Origin of the sequence: Dellaglioa kimchii, from assembly GCF_046115505.1 — a bacterium.
Lineage (GTDB): Bacteria > Bacillota > Bacilli > Lactobacillales > Lactobacillaceae > Dellaglioa > Dellaglioa kimchii.
The window spans coordinates 1,341,977-1,362,131 of sequence record NZ_CP170736.1 but is presented as its reverse complement, the minus strand read 5'-3'; the positions used below and the strand labels follow the sequence as shown (position 1 = coordinate 1,362,131).

At 34.7% G+C, this 20,155-nt stretch carries 18 protein-coding genes; 3 read left to right on the top strand and 15 right to left on the bottom strand.

Annotated elements, in window-relative coordinates; translation table 11 throughout:
- Positions 1–137: 137 nt before the first annotated feature.
- From ACE83Q_RS06700 to ACE83Q_RS06675, 6 genes are all read right to left on the bottom strand, one after another.
- On the bottom strand, positions 138–788 hold the full coding sequence (locus ACE83Q_RS06700) for a hypothetical protein (protein WP_409021965.1): 651 nt from the start codon (positions 786–788) through the stop codon (positions 138–140).
- 115 nt (positions 789–903) lie between these two features.
- Positions 904–3,000, bottom strand: a complete 2,097-nt coding sequence (locus ACE83Q_RS06695) for an L-type lectin-domain containing protein (RefSeq protein WP_409021964.1) — start codon at positions 2,998–3,000, stop codon at positions 904–906.
- Positions 3,001–3,051: 51 nt separating this feature from the next.
- Positions 3,052–5,472, bottom strand: coding sequence for a lectin-like domain-containing protein (locus ACE83Q_RS06690; RefSeq protein WP_409021963.1), 2,421 nt, complete (start codon positions 5,470–5,472; stop codon positions 3,052–3,054).
- A gap of 137 nt (positions 5,473–5,609) precedes the next feature.
- A complete protein-coding gene (locus tag ACE83Q_RS06685) occupies positions 5,610–6,539 on the bottom strand; it encodes an alpha/beta fold hydrolase (protein ID WP_409021962.1) in 930 nt (309 codons plus the stop codon).
- Between the two features lie 131 nt (positions 6,540–6,670).
- Positions 6,671–7,423, bottom strand: a complete 753-nt coding sequence (locus ACE83Q_RS06680) for a DUF4811 domain-containing protein (protein WP_409021961.1) — start codon at positions 7,421–7,423, stop codon at positions 6,671–6,673.
- Complete coding sequence (locus ACE83Q_RS06675) at positions 7,423–8,883, bottom strand: MDR family MFS transporter (protein WP_409022833.1); 1,461 nt, start codon at positions 8,881–8,883, stop codon at positions 7,423–7,425. The genes ACE83Q_RS06680 and ACE83Q_RS06675 overlap by 1 nt, the downstream gene beginning before the upstream one ends.
- A 172-nt stretch (positions 8,884–9,055) precedes the next feature.
- Here ACE83Q_RS06675 and ACE83Q_RS06670 point away from each other — a divergent pair, with 172 nt between their 5' ends.
- Positions 9,056–9,511 (top strand): MerR family transcriptional regulator, encoded by a 456-nt coding sequence (locus tag ACE83Q_RS06670; protein WP_409022832.1) that lies wholly within the window; start codon positions 9,056–9,058, stop codon positions 9,509–9,511.
- Between the two features lie 62 nt (positions 9,512–9,573).
- Here the strand turns inward: ACE83Q_RS06670 and ACE83Q_RS06665 are convergent, their stop codons facing one another.
- The gene (locus ACE83Q_RS06665; RefSeq protein ID WP_409021960.1) at positions 9,574–9,984 is read right to left on the bottom strand and encodes a helix-turn-helix domain-containing protein; all 411 of its coding nucleotides are present in this window, start codon (positions 9,982–9,984) and stop codon (positions 9,574–9,576) included.
- Positions 9,985–10,138: 154 nt separating this feature from the next.
- The gene (locus tag ACE83Q_RS06660) at positions 10,139–11,248 is read right to left on the bottom strand and encodes an NADH-dependent flavin oxidoreductase (RefSeq protein WP_409021959.1); all 1,110 of its coding nucleotides are present in this window, start codon (positions 11,246–11,248) and stop codon (positions 10,139–10,141) included.
- Between the two features lie 225 nt (positions 11,249–11,473).
- Here ACE83Q_RS06660 and ACE83Q_RS06655 point away from each other — a divergent pair, with 225 nt between their 5' ends.
- Both ACE83Q_RS06655 and ACE83Q_RS06650 read left to right on the top strand, forming a co-directional pair.
- The gene (locus tag ACE83Q_RS06655) at positions 11,474–12,481 is read left to right on the top strand and encodes a DUF1002 domain-containing protein (RefSeq protein WP_409021958.1); all 1,008 of its coding nucleotides are present in this window, start codon (positions 11,474–11,476) and stop codon (positions 12,479–12,481) included.
- Between the two features lie 254 nt (positions 12,482–12,735).
- Positions 12,736–13,419: a metallophosphoesterase gene (locus ACE83Q_RS06650; RefSeq protein WP_409021957.1), complete on the top strand. Its 684-nt coding sequence runs from the start codon at positions 12,736–12,738 to the stop codon at positions 13,417–13,419.
- 78 nt (positions 13,420–13,497) lie between these two features.
- On the opposite strand, the gene ACE83Q_RS06645 is transcribed toward ACE83Q_RS06650, so the two are convergent.
- The 7 genes from ACE83Q_RS06645 to rpoE all read right to left on the bottom strand — a co-directional run bounded on the left by ACE83Q_RS06645 (position 13,498) and on the right by rpoE (position 20,149).
- The gene (locus ACE83Q_RS06645) at positions 13,498–14,268 is read right to left on the bottom strand and encodes an ABC transporter permease subunit (RefSeq protein WP_409021956.1); all 771 of its coding nucleotides are present in this window, start codon (positions 14,266–14,268) and stop codon (positions 13,498–13,500) included.
- Complete coding sequence (locus ACE83Q_RS06640; protein WP_409022831.1) at positions 14,268–15,164, bottom strand: ABC transporter ATP-binding protein; 897 nt, start codon at positions 15,162–15,164, stop codon at positions 14,268–14,270. Before ACE83Q_RS06640 ends, ACE83Q_RS06645 begins: the two co-directional genes overlap by 1 nt.
- A gap of 145 nt (positions 15,165–15,309) precedes the next feature.
- Positions 15,310–16,359 carry a hypothetical protein gene (locus tag ACE83Q_RS06635; RefSeq protein WP_409021955.1) on the bottom strand — a complete coding sequence of 350 codons (1,050 nt, stop codon included), beginning with the start codon at positions 16,357–16,359 and terminating at the stop codon, positions 15,310–15,312.
- Positions 16,359–17,252, bottom strand: a complete 894-nt coding sequence (locus ACE83Q_RS06630; protein ID WP_409021954.1) for an ATP-binding cassette domain-containing protein — start codon at positions 17,250–17,252, stop codon at positions 16,359–16,361. Before ACE83Q_RS06630 ends, ACE83Q_RS06635 begins: the two co-directional genes overlap by 1 nt.
- Positions 17,253–17,254: 2 nt before the next feature.
- On the bottom strand, positions 17,255–17,626 hold the full coding sequence (locus tag ACE83Q_RS06625; protein ID WP_409021953.1) for a GntR family transcriptional regulator: 372 nt from the start codon (positions 17,624–17,626) through the stop codon (positions 17,255–17,257).
- 116 nt (positions 17,627–17,742) lie between these two features.
- Positions 17,743–19,335 (bottom strand): CTP synthase, encoded by a 1,593-nt coding sequence (locus ACE83Q_RS06620; RefSeq protein WP_409021952.1) that lies wholly within the window; start codon positions 19,333–19,335, stop codon positions 17,743–17,745.
- A 220-nt stretch (positions 19,336–19,555) separates the two neighbouring features.
- Complete coding sequence (gene rpoE / locus ACE83Q_RS06615) at positions 19,556–20,149, bottom strand: DNA-directed RNA polymerase subunit delta (RefSeq protein WP_409021951.1); 594 nt, start codon at positions 20,147–20,149, stop codon at positions 19,556–19,558.
- Positions 20,150–20,155: the final 6 nt, after the last annotated feature.

Sequence of the window (20,155 nt, the reverse complement as noted above, 5' to 3'; positions counted from 1 at the left end):
CGACTGTTATTTATATTGTTATTATATCAGTTCAGATTGTTTTGTATTATTTGTTTTTTAATTATATTTTTAATTTATTAAAAAAAACCGGTATTAACGACTTTATCTGTCGTTAATACCGGTTTTTGACTCATTTTTTATTTTTTTACAGCTGGTTTTTTCTTAGCAGGGGCCTTTTTAGTCGTTTTAGCGACCACTTTTTTCTTAGGTGCTGCCTTTTTTGTCGTCGTTGCTTTTTTAACTGCCTTTTTCTTCTTGGCGACAGCCTTCTTCTTAACAGAGGGTTTCTTTTTCTTTTCAACGACAACGGGTTCTTTTTCTTCAATAACAGGTGGATTTTCAAGGAAAGCTATCTTTTCAGCAATCATAGTTGTGCTTGTCATATTATGATCACTAGGATTTTCTAAATAATTAGTCACAGATGTAATTTCATCGATTCTTAATTTAGATGCATTCAGAATTGGCGACTCAACAATCAGATAGACATTAACTTCTGCTTCATCTGTTACTTCATTAAAAAAGCTAGGTAACTTTTTATAATATTTGTATGGTAAATTAAGGATATTTGCTTCAAGTGTAAAAATTGCGGTACCTTCAGGATATTCAATCATCAATTGAACTTCTACAAGCTTGCCATCCCGTACATTATTTTCTAAATCAGAATAACATTTAGCGAATAATTCTGGTACACCAATTGCTTGGACATCTTCTGGTGTGGCAGTATAAAAAATCTTTGTGTACGCTTCTAACTCAATAGCGGACATGAATTGTTCAACGGTCATTTTCATTAGTTATCTATCCTCCGTATTCTCTCTACATAGTCCATAATATCCTAGATAGCAATAATTGCAAAACATAAATAAAAAAAGGATAACTTTAATTATCCTTTTTCACTAATGTCAATTATTTAGTTGGTACGTTACTCAAATTCCATTGAGCCGAAGCACTATACTCTTCACTTCTAACCTCGCTAGGTTTAACGCGTAATAGAATTCCTGTATCTTTTACCCACGTTTTAGTTATCGTGTTAGAAGATGAGTTTCCACCTACGATATCTATCGCATGGTCTTTTAAAGGTATTCCCGCATCTGTCGCTTTTTCTTTATAAATTAATGCATCTTTCAGTACAGTGCCATCAGTTCCAACAACATCAGTCCCAGTCAATGTTAAGTTCCACGTACCTGGTACCGATGCAACTACCTGCACACTCAATTCTTCTAGAGGGCTATAGGTTGTTTCTTCGTTGGGTATTGGGATATCACTTTGTCCAAAATTTAATGCACCCGTTGCCGATACTATTTTTAAAACACCTGGATCATTAACAGTAATAATTTCTTGACCTGTTACTGAATTACCATATTGATCATCAACACTTACCGTATAGGTATTTTTTCCAATATTTAGTTTGTCTGCAGGTAGTACTTCAGTATAGTCAATATTACCCAATTTATTGAATAGCATTGATTTATCACTGAGGGCTTCACCATTCAGTTTCGTTGTTATCGTAACGTTATCATTTTCCATTAGTGTATCTGTTTTTACGTTACTTGTAACTTTAATCGACTGACCACTATCAATCGTTTTATCAAGCAATCCTGTAAGTGTCATCTTTTGCTTTAATGCCTTAATGGTAAACGAGGCTATCTGAGACCTTACTATTGTATTTTGACCATTAAAAGTACCAATTGGACTTGTCACTTTAGTATCTGTAGCAACAATTTTAGCTGTCCCATTCATACTGATTGTTGCTGTATCGTTACTTTTTGATAAATTTTTATTTAGACTTGATGTAATGACACCATCTTTTGTAGTTGTATCAAACGTTTGGGTTGTTCCATCTGCGTACTTAATGATACCTTCTTTGTCTAACGTCACAGCATTAGGTGTTTTTAACGATGCAACAATTTTTTTCCAATCTTCTTTCCCATCATTGTATTTCAAAGTTGTTTGGAGGTTAAGTTTGTCCCCACTATTAGCACTTCCCGATGCGGTAATGTCCTTATTGTTCTGGGTAGTATCTGTCACTTTTTGCGTCGCCGTAACAGAAACTAAATCAGATATTTCTTCAAACATCACTAAATTTGTTTCCCAGTTAGCACCTGTTGCGCCCGTAAATCCCCAAGTCACTTGGCCATCTGTGCTCGCAAATTTACTTTTATCAATTGGAACTGTCTTTGCAAGACCACCACCTAATACGTCGCCCGTACCGGGGACTTTATCTCCAATAGTATAGGTCATTGAGCCAGCTGTCGTAGACGTTGACTTATAATCAATCGTCACATGCCACCATCTTCCATTAGATAAGTTAACGGCAATAAGTCCATCATGAGCTAATTTATTATACTTACTTAAAAAACCATTTTGTTCATAAGTAGCCCTTTGATTAGGATAATTACTTGCCAGATGATTGTCTTGAATAGTGTTTAAATTATCAAATCCGTTACCCTTGCTTGCCTCACTATTTTTATGTGTATCAAATTCTAACGCCCATGAATTTTTAATAGCTGTCCCGGCAACGGTAGATTCTGATCCACCTTTATCAACACCCCAAACACCTAATGATTCGCCTCCACCAGAAATAGCACTGAGGCCACGGCTATCATTTTGTAAAACAAAAGCCATCCCATCACCAGAATTAGCACCCTGATTACCGAAATACATCCACATTGACATTTTATTATTTTTATTAAGATTAAATTTATTGTTTGCTGTAGACCAGGCAGATCCCACTTGGTTAGTTGCATCCGTAATTTTTATAATTGATTTATCTGCGTTGTCTGCTGTTTCAGAAACAACATTTCCACTAGCATCGAATGTTACAATTTTTGCATTATTTTGTGTTCCTGTCATTCCAGGTGTCATAAGTCCATTTGATACTAATGCGTCTGGTGCCGATGCCACTGCGTTAGAATAATCATCAGCATTAACACCTGTGGAGCTAAGCACTAATGTCATTAATACACCTGTAAAAAGTACAGCTTTCATCCGTAATATTGTCATAATCCTATCTCCCCCCGGACATTTGAATTTAACCGACAATTAAGTTTATTATTAATTATTTGGTACATTCGTTAGTGTCCAATCTAATTCAGAACTATAGGTTTCAGCTACTTTAATTTCACTTGGTTCAACATCCAATACAATTCCAGAATCCGCTGACCAACTTTTTTCAACCGTAGTTGCTTGACCTACTCCTGTAGCCACTATTGTACCATATGTTGGAGAAAGCGGTAACGTGTTTTCTTGATTTGAATTACGAAACCCAATAGTTGAATGTTTTAAAGTACTTTTATCACTTGTTGCAGTTAGTGGTCCTGCAGTCACAGACAATGTCCAGTTTTTAGCCGCTGACGTTTCTAACTTAAGCATATAGCTTGAATCACGGTTTAAAATACTTCTTTTCGCTGGTATTTTATTATTAAAATTAATTGAATCATCTGATGAAATACTCAACAATCCTACGACAACAGAGATTGTTTGGTTATTAGAAATGTTTCCTTCAGAATCAACCGAATAAATAGTTAACTCGTGCGTTCCAATGGCAAACTTAGTTGTATCTAGTGCTACACTATGATCTTGTGTTGAACCTGGTTTAGTATTTGTATATTTTTCTAATTCAACAGGTGTTCCAGTACTTCCTTCTTTATAGTACGTTGTTAACGCTGCACTATTATCAGCCACTTGGAAAATCAATGTATATGGCGCTACAACTGTTCCTTTATTATCATTTAAAGTTAAAACGGGTTTAATATTAATTTTTTGTGTATATTTTTGCGTCGTATTACCATCTGGATCTGTTACTTGAACGTTATAAGTATATTCACCAGTGGTTAGTTTGTCCTTTGGAATCGTTACGTTAAATGTACCATCCGTTGCGACATCACCCTTAATAGGTGTTGTATCCTCATTAAGTGTCACACTGGCCGTTGTTCCTTTAGCAAAAGTTCCACCTAAACTAGATTTTACCGTTCCACTAATCGTTGCATCTGTTCCATAATTAATATCGATATCTTTAAGGCCATCAATCGTTAAAGCTGTTTTTGGTGATGCTTTAATCGTATAGCTAACAGGATTAGAATCAATCATTGCATTACTTCCGATAAATTGACCTGCTGAAACAGTCACTGGTGTATCCACTTCAACTGGCATTACTTCACCGATAAATGAAACTTCCACACTTTCTCCAGGTGTAGATAAATCAGGTATTGGCGTCCCACTGGCTAAAGTAGAAGGGTCGTCCCCAACGGCCGAATCAGGAAATTTTCCCGTGCCTATAATGTCGGGCATTTCATAATCCGTCCATTTTATATTATGAGTTGGGTATTTAAAATGGCCGACTATGTCTGTCCATGTTTGTTTTCCACTATTATAAGTTGCTTTAGTAGTAAATTTTACTTTATCTCCAGCTTTTACTTCTCCATTAGCTGAGACATCCTTGTTGTTTTGTGTAATATCCGTCATAGTTTGTACCGCAGTCGCATTAACAAGACCTGGTACAGTTTCAAACATAACTAAGTTATTTTCAAAAGAATCGCCCGTTGACCCTGTAAAACCCCAGCGGATTTTACCCGTTGTAGAATTAAATTTCGATTTATCAATTGGAACACTTGCCGTCTGCCCTGTCTGACTCGTATCTTCAGTAGGATCCAAATTATCAGTTCCTGAAATTGGTTTTTTATCATCAATCGTATATGTCATTGACCCAGCACTCGCACTCACTGATTTATAATCAATTGTTACATGATGCCATGCCCGATTTGATAAGTACCCATTATAATTAATAAGGCCTAAATGATTTAGTTTAACTGAAGAAGAGATTGTATGATTATCCGTATATGTTGCCTCAACAGCTGGGTAACCACTAGCAATGTGGTTAGCTGTTAAACTAGGATCAACATCAAATCCGTTTCCTGAACTATTACCATTATTCAAATGAGTATCAAATTCTAACGCCCAACTATTTTGAATAGCACCTCTAGTGGTATAATTAGGGGATCCCGTACCCACTGAATCATCTCCCCAAACGCCTAACGTTTCACCTGCTTTAGTTGCAATAGCGGCATTTCCTTTTGCATCATTTTGAAAAACAAGTGCCATCCCATCCCCAGCAGTATTCGTTTTACTACCAAAATAAATCCACATAGAAGCTTTACTACTTGTGTTAATATCAAATGAATTTTCATCTGTTGACCAAATTGCTGCTTTTTGCTTCTTATCATCCGTAATTTTAACCATCGTTTTAGTGGCCTTATTAGTCGAATTAGGATCTTTATTGGTATCCGTCAATCCGACCATACCACTAGTTGATGTCACACCAGCACCAGTACCCGTCTGAAATAAATTTGTCATTAAAATTGCTCGAGGTGCTGATAATTTTGCAGAATCATAATCCGCATCTGCCTTGATACTTGTTACATTAACTAAAAAGAATAACCCAAAAGTTAGTAATGTTAATTTATTATTAATTTTCATGTTGGCCCCCACCTATTTTCCCAAAAGTTCATCTATAATAACTAATATGATAGCATGATACAGACAAAAAATAACATCAAAAATAGAGGGTACCCCCACACTTTTTGATGTTATTTAAAAAATAAATGATTTTATTATTAATCTAAATTATCATTCATAAACGTAACGACTTTTTTAGTATATAATTCTGGATCCTTACTAAATGCTTTTGCGTGGCCTGCGCCTTTCACAATCCATAGTTCTTTCTTACCTGCTGAGGCTTTGTAGTTGTCATAAACCATTGCGCTAGGAACGAAATCATCCTTATCGCCATGAATGAATAATGTTGGTAATTTATTTTTCTTTAATTGTTTAACAGAGTCAGCTTCTGCAAAAGAGTAGCCCGCACGTAACTGAGTTACCCAACTAGAAGTTGTTATTAATGGTTCTTTTGGTAAATTAAATTGGAGTTTCAATTGGTAAGCTAACAAATCTTCAACATTTGTATAACCACAATCTTCAACAATTGCCTTAACTTGAGTTGGTAATTTTTCACCACTCATCATCATGACAGTAGCACCACCCATGCTAATTCCAAACAAGCCAATCTTTTGATCTGTTCCCTTTTCGGCAATTAATTTTTTCGTCCATTTAATGTAATCTAAACGATCTTTCCATCCAAAACCAATATAATCGCCCTGACTTTTACCTTGACCTCGATCATCTGGTGCTAAAACGTTGTAGCCATTATCATGAAATAATTTTATGTACGAAGCCATACTCTCTTTATTTTCCATGTAACCATGTGCCACAACAACTGTTTTTAAAGATTTAGTTGCCGCTGGTACATAGTCAGCAACTAATTTTAAATTTTCACCTGCTGATGTTTCTGTCCAGTTTTCTTTTTTAGTACTGGCCAACCACTTTTTTGCTTCAATTGTTCTCTTTGGTGTTCCTTTTGATGATCCCGTTAATGTTTTTTCTGTATTTTGAATAGCATAGTGATAGAGATAGAAACTACCCCCTGCAATTGCAACCGCTAATAACACCAAAATACTGACAATCCAAATTATAATTTTCTTTTTCATTCAAAGAAACTCCTTTATCGTTTATGCCATTAACGTATTATAGCATTGTTTATTTTATAATTCACGTTTTAATTTAAAAAAATAACCACATTAGTCGGATAAACTAATGTGGTTACTAAATAAATAACGGTTTATTTAATTTCTTTAACTTCTTTTAATACGTTTTGCATTACTTTTGCTTTTGTTTGTGCTTTAAAAATTGTTGTTGCTTGTTCTGCAATCTTAGCTTGATCAGCTTTTGAAATCGATGCGTCTTTCATCATAGCATTTTTGATTGCTGTTTTAACAAAAGTAGCGCCATCAGCAGCAAGTTTAGCTTTTCCTGCCTTTGTATTCATTTTAGCTGCTTCTGCTTTAGCAATTTTAGGCATTGCCTTAGCTTGCTTAACCGTTAATGTCGTCCAACTCTTTTTAACATAGAATGTATGCGTACGTTTTACTAAAGTTTTATCGTTATTAGCGATACCAAACATGAATCGATACCCGTTACCTTTATAAGTCCAACGGGTTTCTTTAGTAACTAATTTGTTACTCTTAGCATTTTCAACAATCTTGCTAGTTGTATCGTCTGTCTTAGTTGCCTTTGTTTTCTTTTGTGAAGCCGTATTTTTATAAATAACGACTTTTTCAGACCCATCTGTACCGATAGGTTGATATAGTAACATGTCCATCTCTTTAGAACTAGAAGCTAATTGTTCTGTCTTAGTTGTCGTTACTTTTTCCATTCCATAATGTGCACTGTAGTTAGCAACAATTAAGCCACCTGTAAGAATAATACAAAGCGCAAAGATGCCACCTAAAGTGTAGCTCAGTACATTATTACGGATGAGGTTCCACGTAAGGAAGAATAAAATAATTGAAAGAATTAATAATAAAATAATCATTATTTATTACCTCCATTTTTTAAAACTTGTTGTTTTGATTTTAAGAAGAATGAAAATCCGAGCCCAACCACACAGAAACCTACTGCGATGATAAAGGCAGCATGATAACCACTTAATGTCGCATCAATTGCTTTTGTTTTGTAATCTAATGGTGCCGATTTAAGCATTGACTTAGCTGGTAATGCAGCTGTTGTCACATTTGTTAGAACGGAAATCATAACCGCTGTTACGATTGAACTTGCGATTTGACGAGCTGTATTATTAACAGCCGTTCCATGACCCATCAAGTTAGCTGGTAATGCGTTCATCCCTGATGTGGTTGTTGGCATCATAACCATTGAAATCCCAAACATACGGACCGCATACATAACTGTGATGTATAAGGTTGGCGTATCTTTTGTTAAGAAAATGAATGGAATTGTCCCAAGTGTTAATAAGAACATACCACCAGTTGCCAATTTCTTAGCACCATAAATATCGAATAATCGTCCCGTTAACGGACTCATAATCCCCATCATTAAAGCACCAGCCAATAAGGTTAATCCTGATTCAAATGCGCTATCTCCACGTACAATTTGGAGATACATTGGTAGAATCATTTCAACACCGATCATTGCCATGTTAACAATTGAACTTAAAACGGCCGCAATTGTGTATTCTTGGGAAGCAAAAACACGCAATTCCAAGAAAGGATTTTCCATTGTTAATTGACGCCATATGAATAAACCAATAAAAATAACACCCACAACAAGGAAACTAAGTACTGAGGTACTTCCCCAGCCATTATCTCCAACTGTTGAGAATCCATAAAGTAAGCCACCAAATCCAATTGTTGATAAAATCAATGATAAGACATCAATTTTAGATTTGTGTGTTTTGATGACCGGTTTCATAAACCAGAAAGAAGCCACAAAAACAATTCCTACTAATGGAATAATCATACCAAAAAGATCACGCCATGAAGCATTATCAATAACCCAACCTGAAAGTGTAGGTCCAATTGCAGGAGCTAGTCCGATAACTAAACCGGCAAGTCCCATTGAAGCACCACGTTTTTCTGGTGGGAAAATTGAAAGCATAATCGTTTGTAATAAAGGCATTGTTACCCCAACGCCGACTGCTTGAACTAAACGAGCTGTTAACAATACCCCAAAATTAGGTGCGATAAATGCTAAAACTGTCCCTAATTCAAAGATACCAATAGCACCTATGTATAACCATTTGGTATTCACACGACTACTTAACCATGCACTAACTGGAATTAAAATCCCGTTGACTAACATAAATCCTGTTGTTAACCATTGAACAGTTGACGTTGTTACATCAAATTCGTTCATTAATGTTGGAAATGCAGTTGCTAAAATTGTCTGATTCAAAACCGTACAAAATGTCCCCACTAATAAAATTGCAATTAGCATGGGGCGATTATATGGTTTACCCTTTGCATCTAATCCATCCATACTTAAAACCTTCTTTTTCTTTAATTTATCTTCGAAGACTAATATAAGACTATCTTGCTTCAATGTCAAGTAAGTTGACAAACGTTTTAATATATATATAATCAGTATAGTAAACATCACAATGAGATTGTTAGATAAATTTTTACTCAGGAGGTATATTCGTTTGGCAGATATGGACGATATTGCAAATATTAAAGATTATGCAAAAAGAATGGCCGTTATTATGCAAAATGATACATTTTCAATTGGAATCGGTGAGATTGCTGAAACAACTGGGCTCACTCAGAGCCAAATTCGTTATTGGGAACAAAAAGGTTTTATTGATTCTATTAATACTAATAAAAATCAGAATAGAAAATATTCTTACCATACCTTATCAATTATTCGATTAATTAAGTCTTACTTAGACTCTGGATTTACACTTAAAGCAGCTGCCGCTAAAGCAAATGCTCATAAAGAAATGGGTAAAATGGTTCGTCAGGTATTTACGGATCGTTTCATTGGCGTGGAAGAAATCAATGGGTTACCTTGTATTAATCTCGGTTTCTTTGATAAAGAAGAAACTCAAACGTTATATATTGTTATTCATGACGACTCAACTGAAATAAAAGTTGTTCCGGTAAAATAAAAGGAGCTTTCAATACTTGTTTTGTAGACAAGTATTGAAAGCTCCTTTTATTTTACTCATATCTATTTTAGGCGCATAATTCCCCATGCAATCATGCCAATGAGTGCAAAAATAATCCAGTAATAGCGAGCTAGGAATTCCCACCCATTATTAATCGGTTTATATTGCCACTCACGCCATCTATGATTTTCGTGCCAATCTTTATCTGATTCATCTTCTTCTATAAATCGTTTAATTCTAGTTTTAAACTCTGATGTTTTTTCACTAGCCTCGTCACCAAAAAGTAATATTTCTACAGGGACGTCTAATATTTTGGCTACCGCTTCAATTTTTCCTAAATCAGGTTCAGCTTCTCCTGTTTCCCATTTTGATACAGCTTGTCTTGATATAAATAATTGATTCGCCAATTCTTCTTGTGACAGTTTTTTCTCTTTACGTAATTTAACGAGTTGTTCCGCAAATATAATTTTCATCCCTATAACCTTCTTTCCTCTATTTAACATCTCAAATATTAGCATATAGCAAGGGGTGCAACAAGCAACCGCTAGTTGAAAGGGCCGCAACTAAAAATAGCATGCAGCAAATTAAATTTGCAACACACTATTTGTCTAGATTTAGTTTTGTTTTTTAATCAACTAACCGTTCAGGCATCATATCTCTTAAAAATTCAACAGCACCATCGCTAACCATTAATTTTTCCCGATCATTTTTAGCTAAGGTTCTTTTTATAGTTTCTTCTTGTCCATTCAATAACTTTGATGTCCACTTAGGATCAATTAAGAGTGAACGACCAACGGCTACTAAATCAGCGTTAGCCAAAACACCATTAACATCTTCTCGAGTCCGAACATCTCCTACCCCGATTAAGGGAACACGACCATTTATCTTTTCTTGGACATAAGCCATTCTTGACTTTTCATTGAAATTTGTGTTTCTCGAAACACTGTTATACTTACCTAATGAAATATGTAGATAATCTAATTTTTTATCGGCAAGTTTATCAATCAAAATTATTGAATCTTCCATACTAATACCTGGCTTTTCGTATTCTTCAGGTGAAAAGCGGTAACCAACAATAAAATCTTTCACACCTGATTGATCAACACTCTCAATAACGCCATCAACTACATCATTGATGAATTTAAATCGTTTCTCAAGCGTGCCACCCCAAGCATCATCACGTCTATTTGAGTGTGGTGAGAAAAATTGTTGTAGTAAATACGTATTCGCACCATGCAGTTCAACGCCATCAAATCCCGCTTTAATTGCTCGTTTTGTTGCTGATTTAAAGGATTCAATCAGCTCTAAAATTTCAGTTTCTGATAATGCTTTAGGAATTTCTGCGTCTGGTCTTTCTGCCGCAACCGCACTGGCTGAAACTGGTGATTGTCCTCTAAGTACCGTTGAATTTGTCATACGCCCCGCATGGAAAATTTGTAAAATAGCTTTAGTCCCATTCTTTTTGATTGCCGATGCCAATCTCGTTAGCCCGGGAATAAACTTATCATCATAGATGGCAAGTGAGCCTTCCCAACCTTTTCCATTTGCTTGGACACTGGTAGCTGCTGTAATAACAGCCCCTACTTCGCCTGAATGTAGTGCATAATAATCTGATTCATCATGTGTAACAACTTCATCATAGTAACTCATCTTAACAGTCATTGGCGCCATTAAGATTCTATTTTTCAATTCTAATCCTCGCCTAAATCTAAAGGTATCCGTCATCTTTTTTGTCATCGTTATTCTCCCATTCAGTCGTTAGTTTTATTTAAATTAGTCATATCATACTACTCAAAATTATATTTCTAGATTAAATGATGCGCTCATTATCTCACTTACAAAGAAATCTCTCAATGATGATAAATCTTAATTTTTTCTATTATTCAAACTCAATTATTATGATTCCTTCACCAGATAGGTATAATAAAATTAAAATACATGCTATTTAAGGAGCAAACCATTATGAAATTCAGACAATTAATTTACACAGTAACTCTTACAACATTAGCTGTCTTGAGTCTAGGCTCTGTTGCCTCTGCTGCAACCAATGACTCAAGCTCAGCTTCATCAACATCTGGTACAACCACAGACTGGTCAAATCCGGTTGTCACATTAGGAACAAGTTTAACAGATTCACAAAAATCAGGAACACTTTCAACTTTAACAGCTAGTTTAAACGGTAGTACTACCTATTCTACACTACCCGTAAATGGCGCAACTTTAGTTAAATATCTCAATAGCTCTGGTGGCTCATTTACATCAACTTCAGGTGTCTGGTCATCTGCTATGGTTCAAAAAACGAGCAGTGGTTCTGGTATCAACGTTGAAATTTTAGACTACAATGGTAAAAATAACATCACCACAATTACTGAAAACCAATATAAAAACGCCGCATTAACAGCTGGTGTAACTGATGCCAATATCTATGTCACTTCTGCTACACCAATAGATGGATCAGGTGCTTTAGCTGGGGTTTATGCAGCCTTCGCTCAAAATGGAGATACATTAAATACCAACCAAGTAACAGCCGCACAAAATGAAATGTCGACTTTAAGTGACATTACACAAGCTAATAAAAGCAAAGATGGCTATACTGATTCACAATTGAACAACGCTGTAGCCGGTGCTAAAAAAGATATGGCTAAAGAAGGCAGTTCTATTACAAATAATCAAATTACTACTATTGTAAACAACCAAATCACAAATAATAACTTAACAAATGTCATTACTGATAATCAAAAACAAGATATTATTGCCGTATTAATCAAAATTCGTGATTCAGGTGCTTTAGATTCATCAAATTTCAAATCACAAGCAAGTAAAGTTGCAACAAATATTCAAGATGGTGCTAAAGATATTTTCAGCAAATTAGATACAGCTGAAAATCGAAACTTCCTACAAAAAATTTGGGATGCAATTGTTTCATTTTTTAATGCTATCTGGTCAGCTATTAGTTCTTGGATTTCATAAATAAAACTAACCATATAGGTTTTAAGAAGAACTTACAGTTTTAGACTAAAAATCTTACTGTAAGTTTTTTTGGTTAACTAATCACATGGAGGCAGAATACTATCACCAAAAAAAGAATATTAAGTGTCATTTTCATCCTATTAATAGTAAGTGCCGCATGTACCTTTTATGCATTTAAAATAGAGCCTTATCGCGTTGTCGTTAAAAATATTGCTTTAAATAAAGCAGATACTACTAAAAAGAAACTTAAAATTGTGCAAATTAGTGATGTCGAAATAGCAGATGATTATACACCTGAAAATTTCGAAAAAATTGTTGATAAGATTAATCAAGAAAAACCAGATTTAGTTTTATTTACAGGTGATTTATTCAGTAATTACAATCAATACCACCCCGTAACAGCTATTGTCCAAAAACTAAGTGAAATTAAATCAACCTATGGAAAATACGCAGTTTATGGAAATAAAGATTACGGTGGCGGTGCCGCCAGAGTTTACACTACTGTGATGAATCAAGGTGGTTTTACTGTCCTTAAAAATAGTTCAACGACTATCAATGTAGGTGGAAATTCATCCATTTGGTTGGGTGGTGTAGATGACTCTCAATTAGGCATCCCCGATGTCCAAACAACAATAGCTCCTGATAAATCTAATTCAACGTACCATATTTTAATGGCTCATGAACCAAGTTTGTCAAATGGTTCATTTAACACCGTCGATTTAATTTTAAGTGGTCACACACATGGTGGCCAAATTCGTATACCTTTCACTAATAAAGGTTTATTATCTGATCACGACGGAGATGGTGGCTACTCTAGTGGCCTTTATTCACTAAAGAACAATACAAAATTATACGTTAATAGTGGTATTGGAACATCTCGAATCTCCGCCCGATTCCTAGTACCTCCACAGATTGCAGTGTTTGACTTGTATCTTTAGTAATAGTCATTTTAAGCTACTCATAATTATTGGACAAAAAAAGTGTATCGTCAAAAATTAATTGACGATACACTTTTTTTAAACATTTTTACGCTTGAAAACAAAGTAACCTAAAAATAAAAATAGTGCCGTATAAGCTAGATTACCTATAATTAATTCGTTATTCGTTAATTGAGTTAGTTTTTCAAATTCTTGTCCGTTCATCCACTGATTAATTAAATTCATCATATTAAGTGGATTCCATTTAATCCAATCCCATTTAGAAATAGCTAATATTTGGATACCCGATAAAATAGTTGTTAAGAAATAAAAAACAATCCCAGCCGCAATCGAAGCACCTGAACTACTAAAGATACTAGCCAATAATAATACTAAGCTTAGAATTAACCAGGTACTAATAAAATTCGCCACTAACGTTGTTATTAAAGCCATAATAAGTGTTTGGTTATCTATTTTATCTGACAATGCTATTGTTGGTAAAAATACTAATTTAGCTACAATTGAAGCCACGAATATTAAAACATTCAAATAGATTGAATAGATTAATATTGTAAGCCATTTACTAGCTAACACAGCACCACGTGAATATTTCCGATAAAGCAAATCCTTAATTGTACCAAACTGTGTTTCCATCGCGATAATAACACTTGATGTTGCAATTAAAATGAAAACAATTAATTGAATAGCCCCAAATCCACCTTGAACCATACTTGCTGGATCGAAAATTGAACTATATATTTTTGTTAAAAGTGCTACCCCAAAAATAAAAACAAGTAATAGTGCTGATATAATCGCTGTAGATTTCTTTTTACCTAACTTAAATAATTCTTGTTTAACTAAAGTTAACATTAGGCCTTACCTCCGTCATTACTATCTAATAAATTCAATAGTGATTCTTCCATATCATGTTCTTGATGACGTACATCATTTATTTGAATTTTATTATCGTAGAGCACTTGGATAATATTTGCTAAAGTATCTTGTTCGTCTACCTTTACTTTAACAGTTTGATCAACTGCCAATTCATAATTAGCGGCCTTTAAAAGAACTTTAGCTTGCTCGTTTGAAGTCGTTTCTAGTAAAACATATTGCTTACTACTATCACTTAATTCAGTAGTAGACATTGCTTTCATTATTTTACCTTCATTTAAAATAATAAAGTGATCAACAATTTTCTCTAATTCACCTAAAATATGACTTGAAATCAAGAACGCTGTCCCACGTTTAGATAATTTCAAAACAAGTTCACGGACATCACGTGTTGCTTGAGGATCTAATCCGTTCATAGGTTCATCTAAAATAATTAATCTTGGTCTATTTAATAAAGCTAATGCAATTCCTAATTTTTGCTTCATTCCTAATGAATATGATTTAGCTTTACGATTAATATAATCTGTCATATGCAAATCAGCAACAATTTCATCTAGTTCTTCTTTGGTATTGATTTCAGAGAATAATTTTAAATGATCGTAGCCACTTAAAAATGGATAGATACCAGGATATTCAATTAAGGCACCAACTTCTTCTAAGCCTTGATGGCTAGTCGTTGATACAATTTTACCGTCAATTGTTATTTCTCCAGTTTGGTAATTTGATAATCCAAGAATTGATTTCATGATAGTTGTTTTACCAGCGCCATTAGCACCAACAAGCCCAACAATCTCACCTTCTGCGATTGTAAAATTAATACCTTTAAGGACTACCTTTTTACCGAAACTTTTAGTTAAATTGTTTATTGTTAACATTTCTTTCAAATTGAATCCCTCCCAATAATTGCTTTTACATTCCTATAAACAGTAGTTTAGCACAATTTCATTTCATTACATACTAACAAGTCTGTAAGGTCAAAATGGCAGCCTATTCTTAGAGAAATAGGTAGCCATTTTACTTTTATTTTTTATTTTTTGAAAAAATACGTTGCAACTTTTGACCTATATTTTGTGGCCGATAGATGACGATGTAAGCAACGATGAAAGTAATAATAGCACCCACTAGTACATTTACTACTCTCTGCCAAACTGTTCCATTATCATACATAACCCCAATCATAGCAGTGATATATCCGGTCGTAAAAATAAGGAGAGGCATTTTCAAATAGTCAAATTGTAAATAAGGACTATCCTGTTCTAATGACAATTTGTTAAAATAATGAACTGCCATAATTATCATCAATAACCCAGCGATCAAATATATAAATCCTATCACAAGATAATAAGCATTAGAAATGCCATGTGTTTTCTCATAAAGGAATCCTTCAAAGAAAGCGAACCATATCACGGCCGAACCAGCGAATCCCAACGCAGTGACGACAGATGCTACAACCCGACGAACTAAAACACCTACCACAAGGCCAACACTGTATAGCGCAATCAATTGACTACTATATAGGAATAAATCTATCATTCTATCTGATATAAAATTTGGATTACTTACTGAGATAGCTGCATCAGCAACAAATGTTGTTATAATTGTACCTACAATAAAAGTAAGTAAGGCAGGTAGTAACATTAGACCAATTTTTTTTAGGAAAATACGTTTTCTAGAAAATGAGCTTGAAAATATAAATTCATTAAATTTAGTTTGCATATCATACATATTAGTAAATATCCCTAATAAGATAGCACCCAGACTAAAAATAACTAATACTGTTTTCGCATTTTGGAACGTGCCTATCTGAATAGTGTCATTTTTTATTTCAATATTATTTTTTTCATACGTTGCTCGGCTAACTGAACCTATTTTCCGATGTTCCGCTTTTGCCGCATCTTTTTCACCTTGAACAAACTCTGTATAAGTGAGATTGCCCGCATCTATTTCCGTAGTGTCAACCGAATTATGTAGTGCAACCCCCATAACAACCACAATCGATATAACAATCGATATAACAATCCACTTATATCTCTGCCAAATAATCTGATTCAATCTTCTATTAACTGTCACTATTTCCCACCTCCGGTATTTTCTTTAGCCGAAAGACTTGCTCGGAATAAATCTTCCAACGTTAACGGTAATTCTTCGAATAATGCCGGATCTTCAGCTTCAATTTGAGCTTCAATTTCATCTGAATAGTGTTCAAATAAAACAGTGACGACACGACCTTGCATACTCATTGCTCGGCTATTTTCTTTAATGAAAGCTGGAATTTCTTTTGATTTAAACACCAATTGAACTTTACGTGATTCTGAGCGCGTGTCTTCCAAACGATAATCACTCACAATGTGTCCATCTTTTAAAACCATTGCGCGATCGATTAATCGATCTAATTCTTCTAAATTATGTGAAGAAATAAGCACGCTTCGCTGGTCTTCAGCAACGGCATCAATAATAATTTGGAAAACTTGTTTACGGACAATTACATCTAACCCGTCCAGTGGTTCATCTAAAATAACATATGGTGCACCAGTGGAAAAGGCCAAAATAATATTGAATAATCCTTGCATCCCTTTAGAAAATTGACGATATTTTGTTTGTTTAGGTAGATTGTACTCTGTGACCCAATTATCAAACTTTTGACGATCAAACGTTTGATAAGCGAGTTCATAGAATTCGACAATCTTATCTATTGTGTAGCTGTCTAAAAAATTATTCTGTGTATCTAAATAAAAGAGTTTTTCCTTCAATGATGAATCTTCTTTCATCCATTGATCATCAATTAAAATATCACCTTGATCTGGTATGTATTGGCCTGAAATTGATCTGAATAAGGTTGTTTTACCAACTCCATTACGACCAATTAGACCCACTATTTCTCCAGGGACTAAAGACATATTAATATCATTAAGTATCTCTTTGTCACTAATTTTCTCTGATAAACCTTTAATTTCAAATCCCATTCTTAGTCCTCCTTCTCAAAATACGACTTAATCCAACCCTGAATCTCATCTTCTTGGACACCGAGATAGGTCACTTCTTTAATCATATCTAACAGTGCCTCACGATTTTTTTGGATTTGTCGTTCATCGCGATTACTCTCATTATTGGCTTTGACATATGTCCCTCGGCCTTTAACTGTCACGATTACATCCTGTGATTCTAAAACTTTATACGCTTTACTAACCGTATTTGGATTCATTTCATGAATTTTAGCCATTTCTCTAACTGACGGCAACTTGTCTTCTGTCTGCAAAATCCCTTTAAAAATATCTTCTTTTATACCTGATATCAATTGTTCATAAAACGGTTTACTACTCGTCTTATTAATTTGCAATTATCTCACCTCATCCATGTGTACTATAATACATAGTACACGCATTAAATACAACCCTTTTAGCCATAAAAAAAGAGTTAATAACAAATTGTTATTAACTCTTTCAATTACATTTATTAAACTGTAGCGTTCACAAAGGCTTGGAATAAACCTTCTGGACGTTGTGGTCTTGATAAAAATTCTGGATGGTATTGAGCTGCCACAAAGAATTTATTTTCAGGAATTTCAACAACTTCAACTAAACGATTATCTGGAGATGTTCCAGCAAAAACCAATCCTTTATCAGCAAGTTGTTCACGGTATTCGTTATTAAATTCATAACGATGACGGTGACGTTCTTGGATAACTTCTTGATTATCATAAGCTGCAGCTGCTACCGTTCCTGGTTTTAATTTACATGGATATAAACCAAGACGTTGTGTTCCACCCATATCTTCAACATCTTCTTGGTCTGTCATCAAGTCGATAATGTTATGTGGTGTTTCTGGAACAGCTTCAGTTGAATGTGCGCCTTGAAGGCCAACAACATTACGTGCAAATTCAATACATGCCATTTGCATACCAAGGCAAACACCTAAGAATGGAACATTATTTTCACGCGCATATTGGATTGAAAGAATCATCCCTTCAAGTCCACGATTACCGAATCCTCCTGGAACGATGATTCCATCAGCATCTTGCAACGTTTCAACAACATTACTCTCATCTAATTTTTCTGCATCAACCATTGTGATTTTAACATCAGCATCAACAGTGTACCCAGCATGTTTCAATGCTTCGGCAACAGAAATATAAGCATCTGGCAATTTAACATATTTACCAACCAACGCAATATTGATTGTTTTCTTCAAATTTAAAACTTGTGTTTCAAGTTTTTGCCATTCAGTCATATCTGCTTCTGGTGTTGTTAATTTCAAATGATCAACAACGATTTGATCCATTTTTTGTTTTTGTAACGCTAAAGGAATCGTATATAATGTATCAACATCCATTGATTCAATAACGGCTTCTGGTTCAACATCACAGAAATTAGCTAATTTATTTCGCATATCTTGTGAGATATGTTCTTCAGTCCGGACAACCAACATATCTGGTTGAATACCCAATCCGCGTAATTCTTTAACACTGTGTTGTGTAGGTTTCGTTTTCATTTCACCTGCAGCTTTTAGGTAAGGAATCAACGTTGTATGAATATAAATAACATTATCTGAACCGACATCAGCTTTCATTTGACGTAATGCTTCAAGGAAAGGCAATGATTCAATATCACCAACCGTTCCACCTATTTCAGTAATCACAACGTCAGAATCCGTTGTTGTTCCAGCGCGCATAATTTTTTCTTTGATTGTATTTGTAATATGTGGAATAACTTGAACTGTGGCACCCAAATAATCACCACGACGTTCTTTTTGTAAAACTTCTGAATAAATTTTACCAGTCGTTACGTTTGAATATTGATTTAAGTTAATATCAATAAAACGTTCATAATGGCCAAGATCTAAATCAGTCTCTGTACCATCATCAGTTACGAAAACTTCCCCATGTTGATAGGGACTCATTGTTCCTGGATCCACATTAATGTATGGATCAAACTTTTGAATAGTAACTTTCAAACCTCTATTCTTTAATAAACGGCCAAGAGATGCTGCAACAATCCCTTTACCAATTGACGAAACAACGCCACCTGTAACAAATATATATTTGGTCATTGTAAATCTCCTTTGGGTTAATTTTTGTGGGGATTCTGTGTTTGTGGCCTGATAGTTATTGTTCATTATATCTATAAAAAACAACAAGCCCCCTAAGCCGAGTAGAATAATCTAATCAGTGTAGGGAGCTTGTATCAACCGTGCATTTGTCCTCGCAAGAAATACCTGCGAGGTGCCCAAAAAATATATTACAGGGTTTTGACGAAATCGTCAAGACCTTTTAATTATTTTCCTCGTCATCTTCTGCATCATCATCAGCTATTTCAGATAATTGATCTTCAATACCTTCTGGTAATTCTTCTTCATCATCAGAATCACCATCAGCTATTTCATCTAAATCTTTATCATAACCTTTAATTTCTGTATCTTCATCATCATCTTCGTCATCTTCATAAGTTGCATCTAAATCGTCGTCCTCAGGATCGTCATCATTGTAATCGATAACATCATCATCATCAGCGGCATCTGCTAAGAAAGCATTAACTTTCTTACGTTTTTTACGTTTAGGACGATCTTCATCGTCTTCATCTTCTACATGAGCAACAGCTTCATCGATTGAATCGAAGGGATACCATGAACGTAATCCCCATAAGTTCTCTCCAAGTGAAATGAAGCTACCATCAGCATTTAAATCTGTGTAAAATTGTGATAAGCGATCTCTCACTTCTAAATCATTTTTACCAAGATATGTTTGGATTTCATTAGTTAAGTCAGCAAAACCCATGACGTCACCATGTTGCGATAAGATTGCGTGAGCAACCTCGATCATTGATAACTCGTCTTTGTTTTGGCCATCGAATTGTTTAAGCTCCAACTAGCA

What these genes read in the sequence shown, in the direction of transcription:
- ACE83Q_RS06675 (WP_409022833.1), bottom strand. Translation starts at nt 8,883, where the DNA reads ATGGATGGATTAGATGCAAAGGGTAAACCATATAATCGCCCCATGCTA.
- ACE83Q_RS06655 (WP_409021958.1), top strand. Translation starts at nt 11,474, where the DNA reads ATGAAATTCAGACAATTAATTTACACAGTAACTCTTACAACATTAGCT.
- ACE83Q_RS06630 (WP_409021954.1), bottom strand. Translation starts at nt 17,252, where the DNA reads ATGGGATTTGAAATTAAAGGTTTATCAGAGAAAATTAGTGACAAAGAG.
- ACE83Q_RS06660 (WP_409021959.1), bottom strand. Translation starts at nt 11,248, where the DNA reads ATGACAAAAAAGATGACGGATACCTTTAGATTTAGGCGAGGATTAGAA.
- ACE83Q_RS06700 (WP_409021965.1), bottom strand. Translation starts at nt 788, where the DNA reads ATGAAAATGACCGTTGAACAATTCATGTCCGCTATTGAGTTAGAAGCG.
- ACE83Q_RS06685 (WP_409021962.1), bottom strand. Translation starts at nt 6,539, where the DNA reads ATGAAAAAGAAAATTATAATTTGGATTGTCAGTATTTTGGTGTTATTA.
- ACE83Q_RS06665 (WP_409021960.1), bottom strand. Translation starts at nt 9,984, where the DNA reads ATGAAAATTATATTTGCGGAACAACTCGTTAAATTACGTAAAGAGAAA.
- ACE83Q_RS06640 (WP_409022831.1), bottom strand. Translation starts at nt 15,164, where the DNA reads ATGTTAACAATAAACAATTTAACTAAAAGTTTCGGTAAAAAGGTAGTC.
- ACE83Q_RS06690 (WP_409021963.1), bottom strand. Translation starts at nt 5,472, where the DNA reads ATGAAAATTAATAATAAATTAACATTACTAACTTTTGGGTTATTCTTT.
- ACE83Q_RS06670 (WP_409022832.1), top strand. Translation starts at nt 9,056, where the DNA reads ATGGACGATATTGCAAATATTAAAGATTATGCAAAAAGAATGGCCGTT.
- ACE83Q_RS06645 (WP_409021956.1), bottom strand. Translation starts at nt 14,268, where the DNA reads ATGTTAACTTTAGTTAAACAAGAATTATTTAAGTTAGGTAAAAAGAAA.
- ACE83Q_RS06695 (WP_409021964.1), bottom strand. Translation starts at nt 3,000, where the DNA reads ATGACAATATTACGGATGAAAGCTGTACTTTTTACAGGTGTATTAATG.
- ACE83Q_RS06620 (WP_409021952.1), bottom strand. Translation starts at nt 19,335, where the DNA reads ATGACCAAATATATATTTGTTACAGGTGGCGTTGTTTCGTCAATTGGT.
- ACE83Q_RS06680 (WP_409021961.1), bottom strand. Translation starts at nt 7,423, where the DNA reads ATGATTATTTTATTATTAATTCTTTCAATTATTTTATTCTTCCTTACG.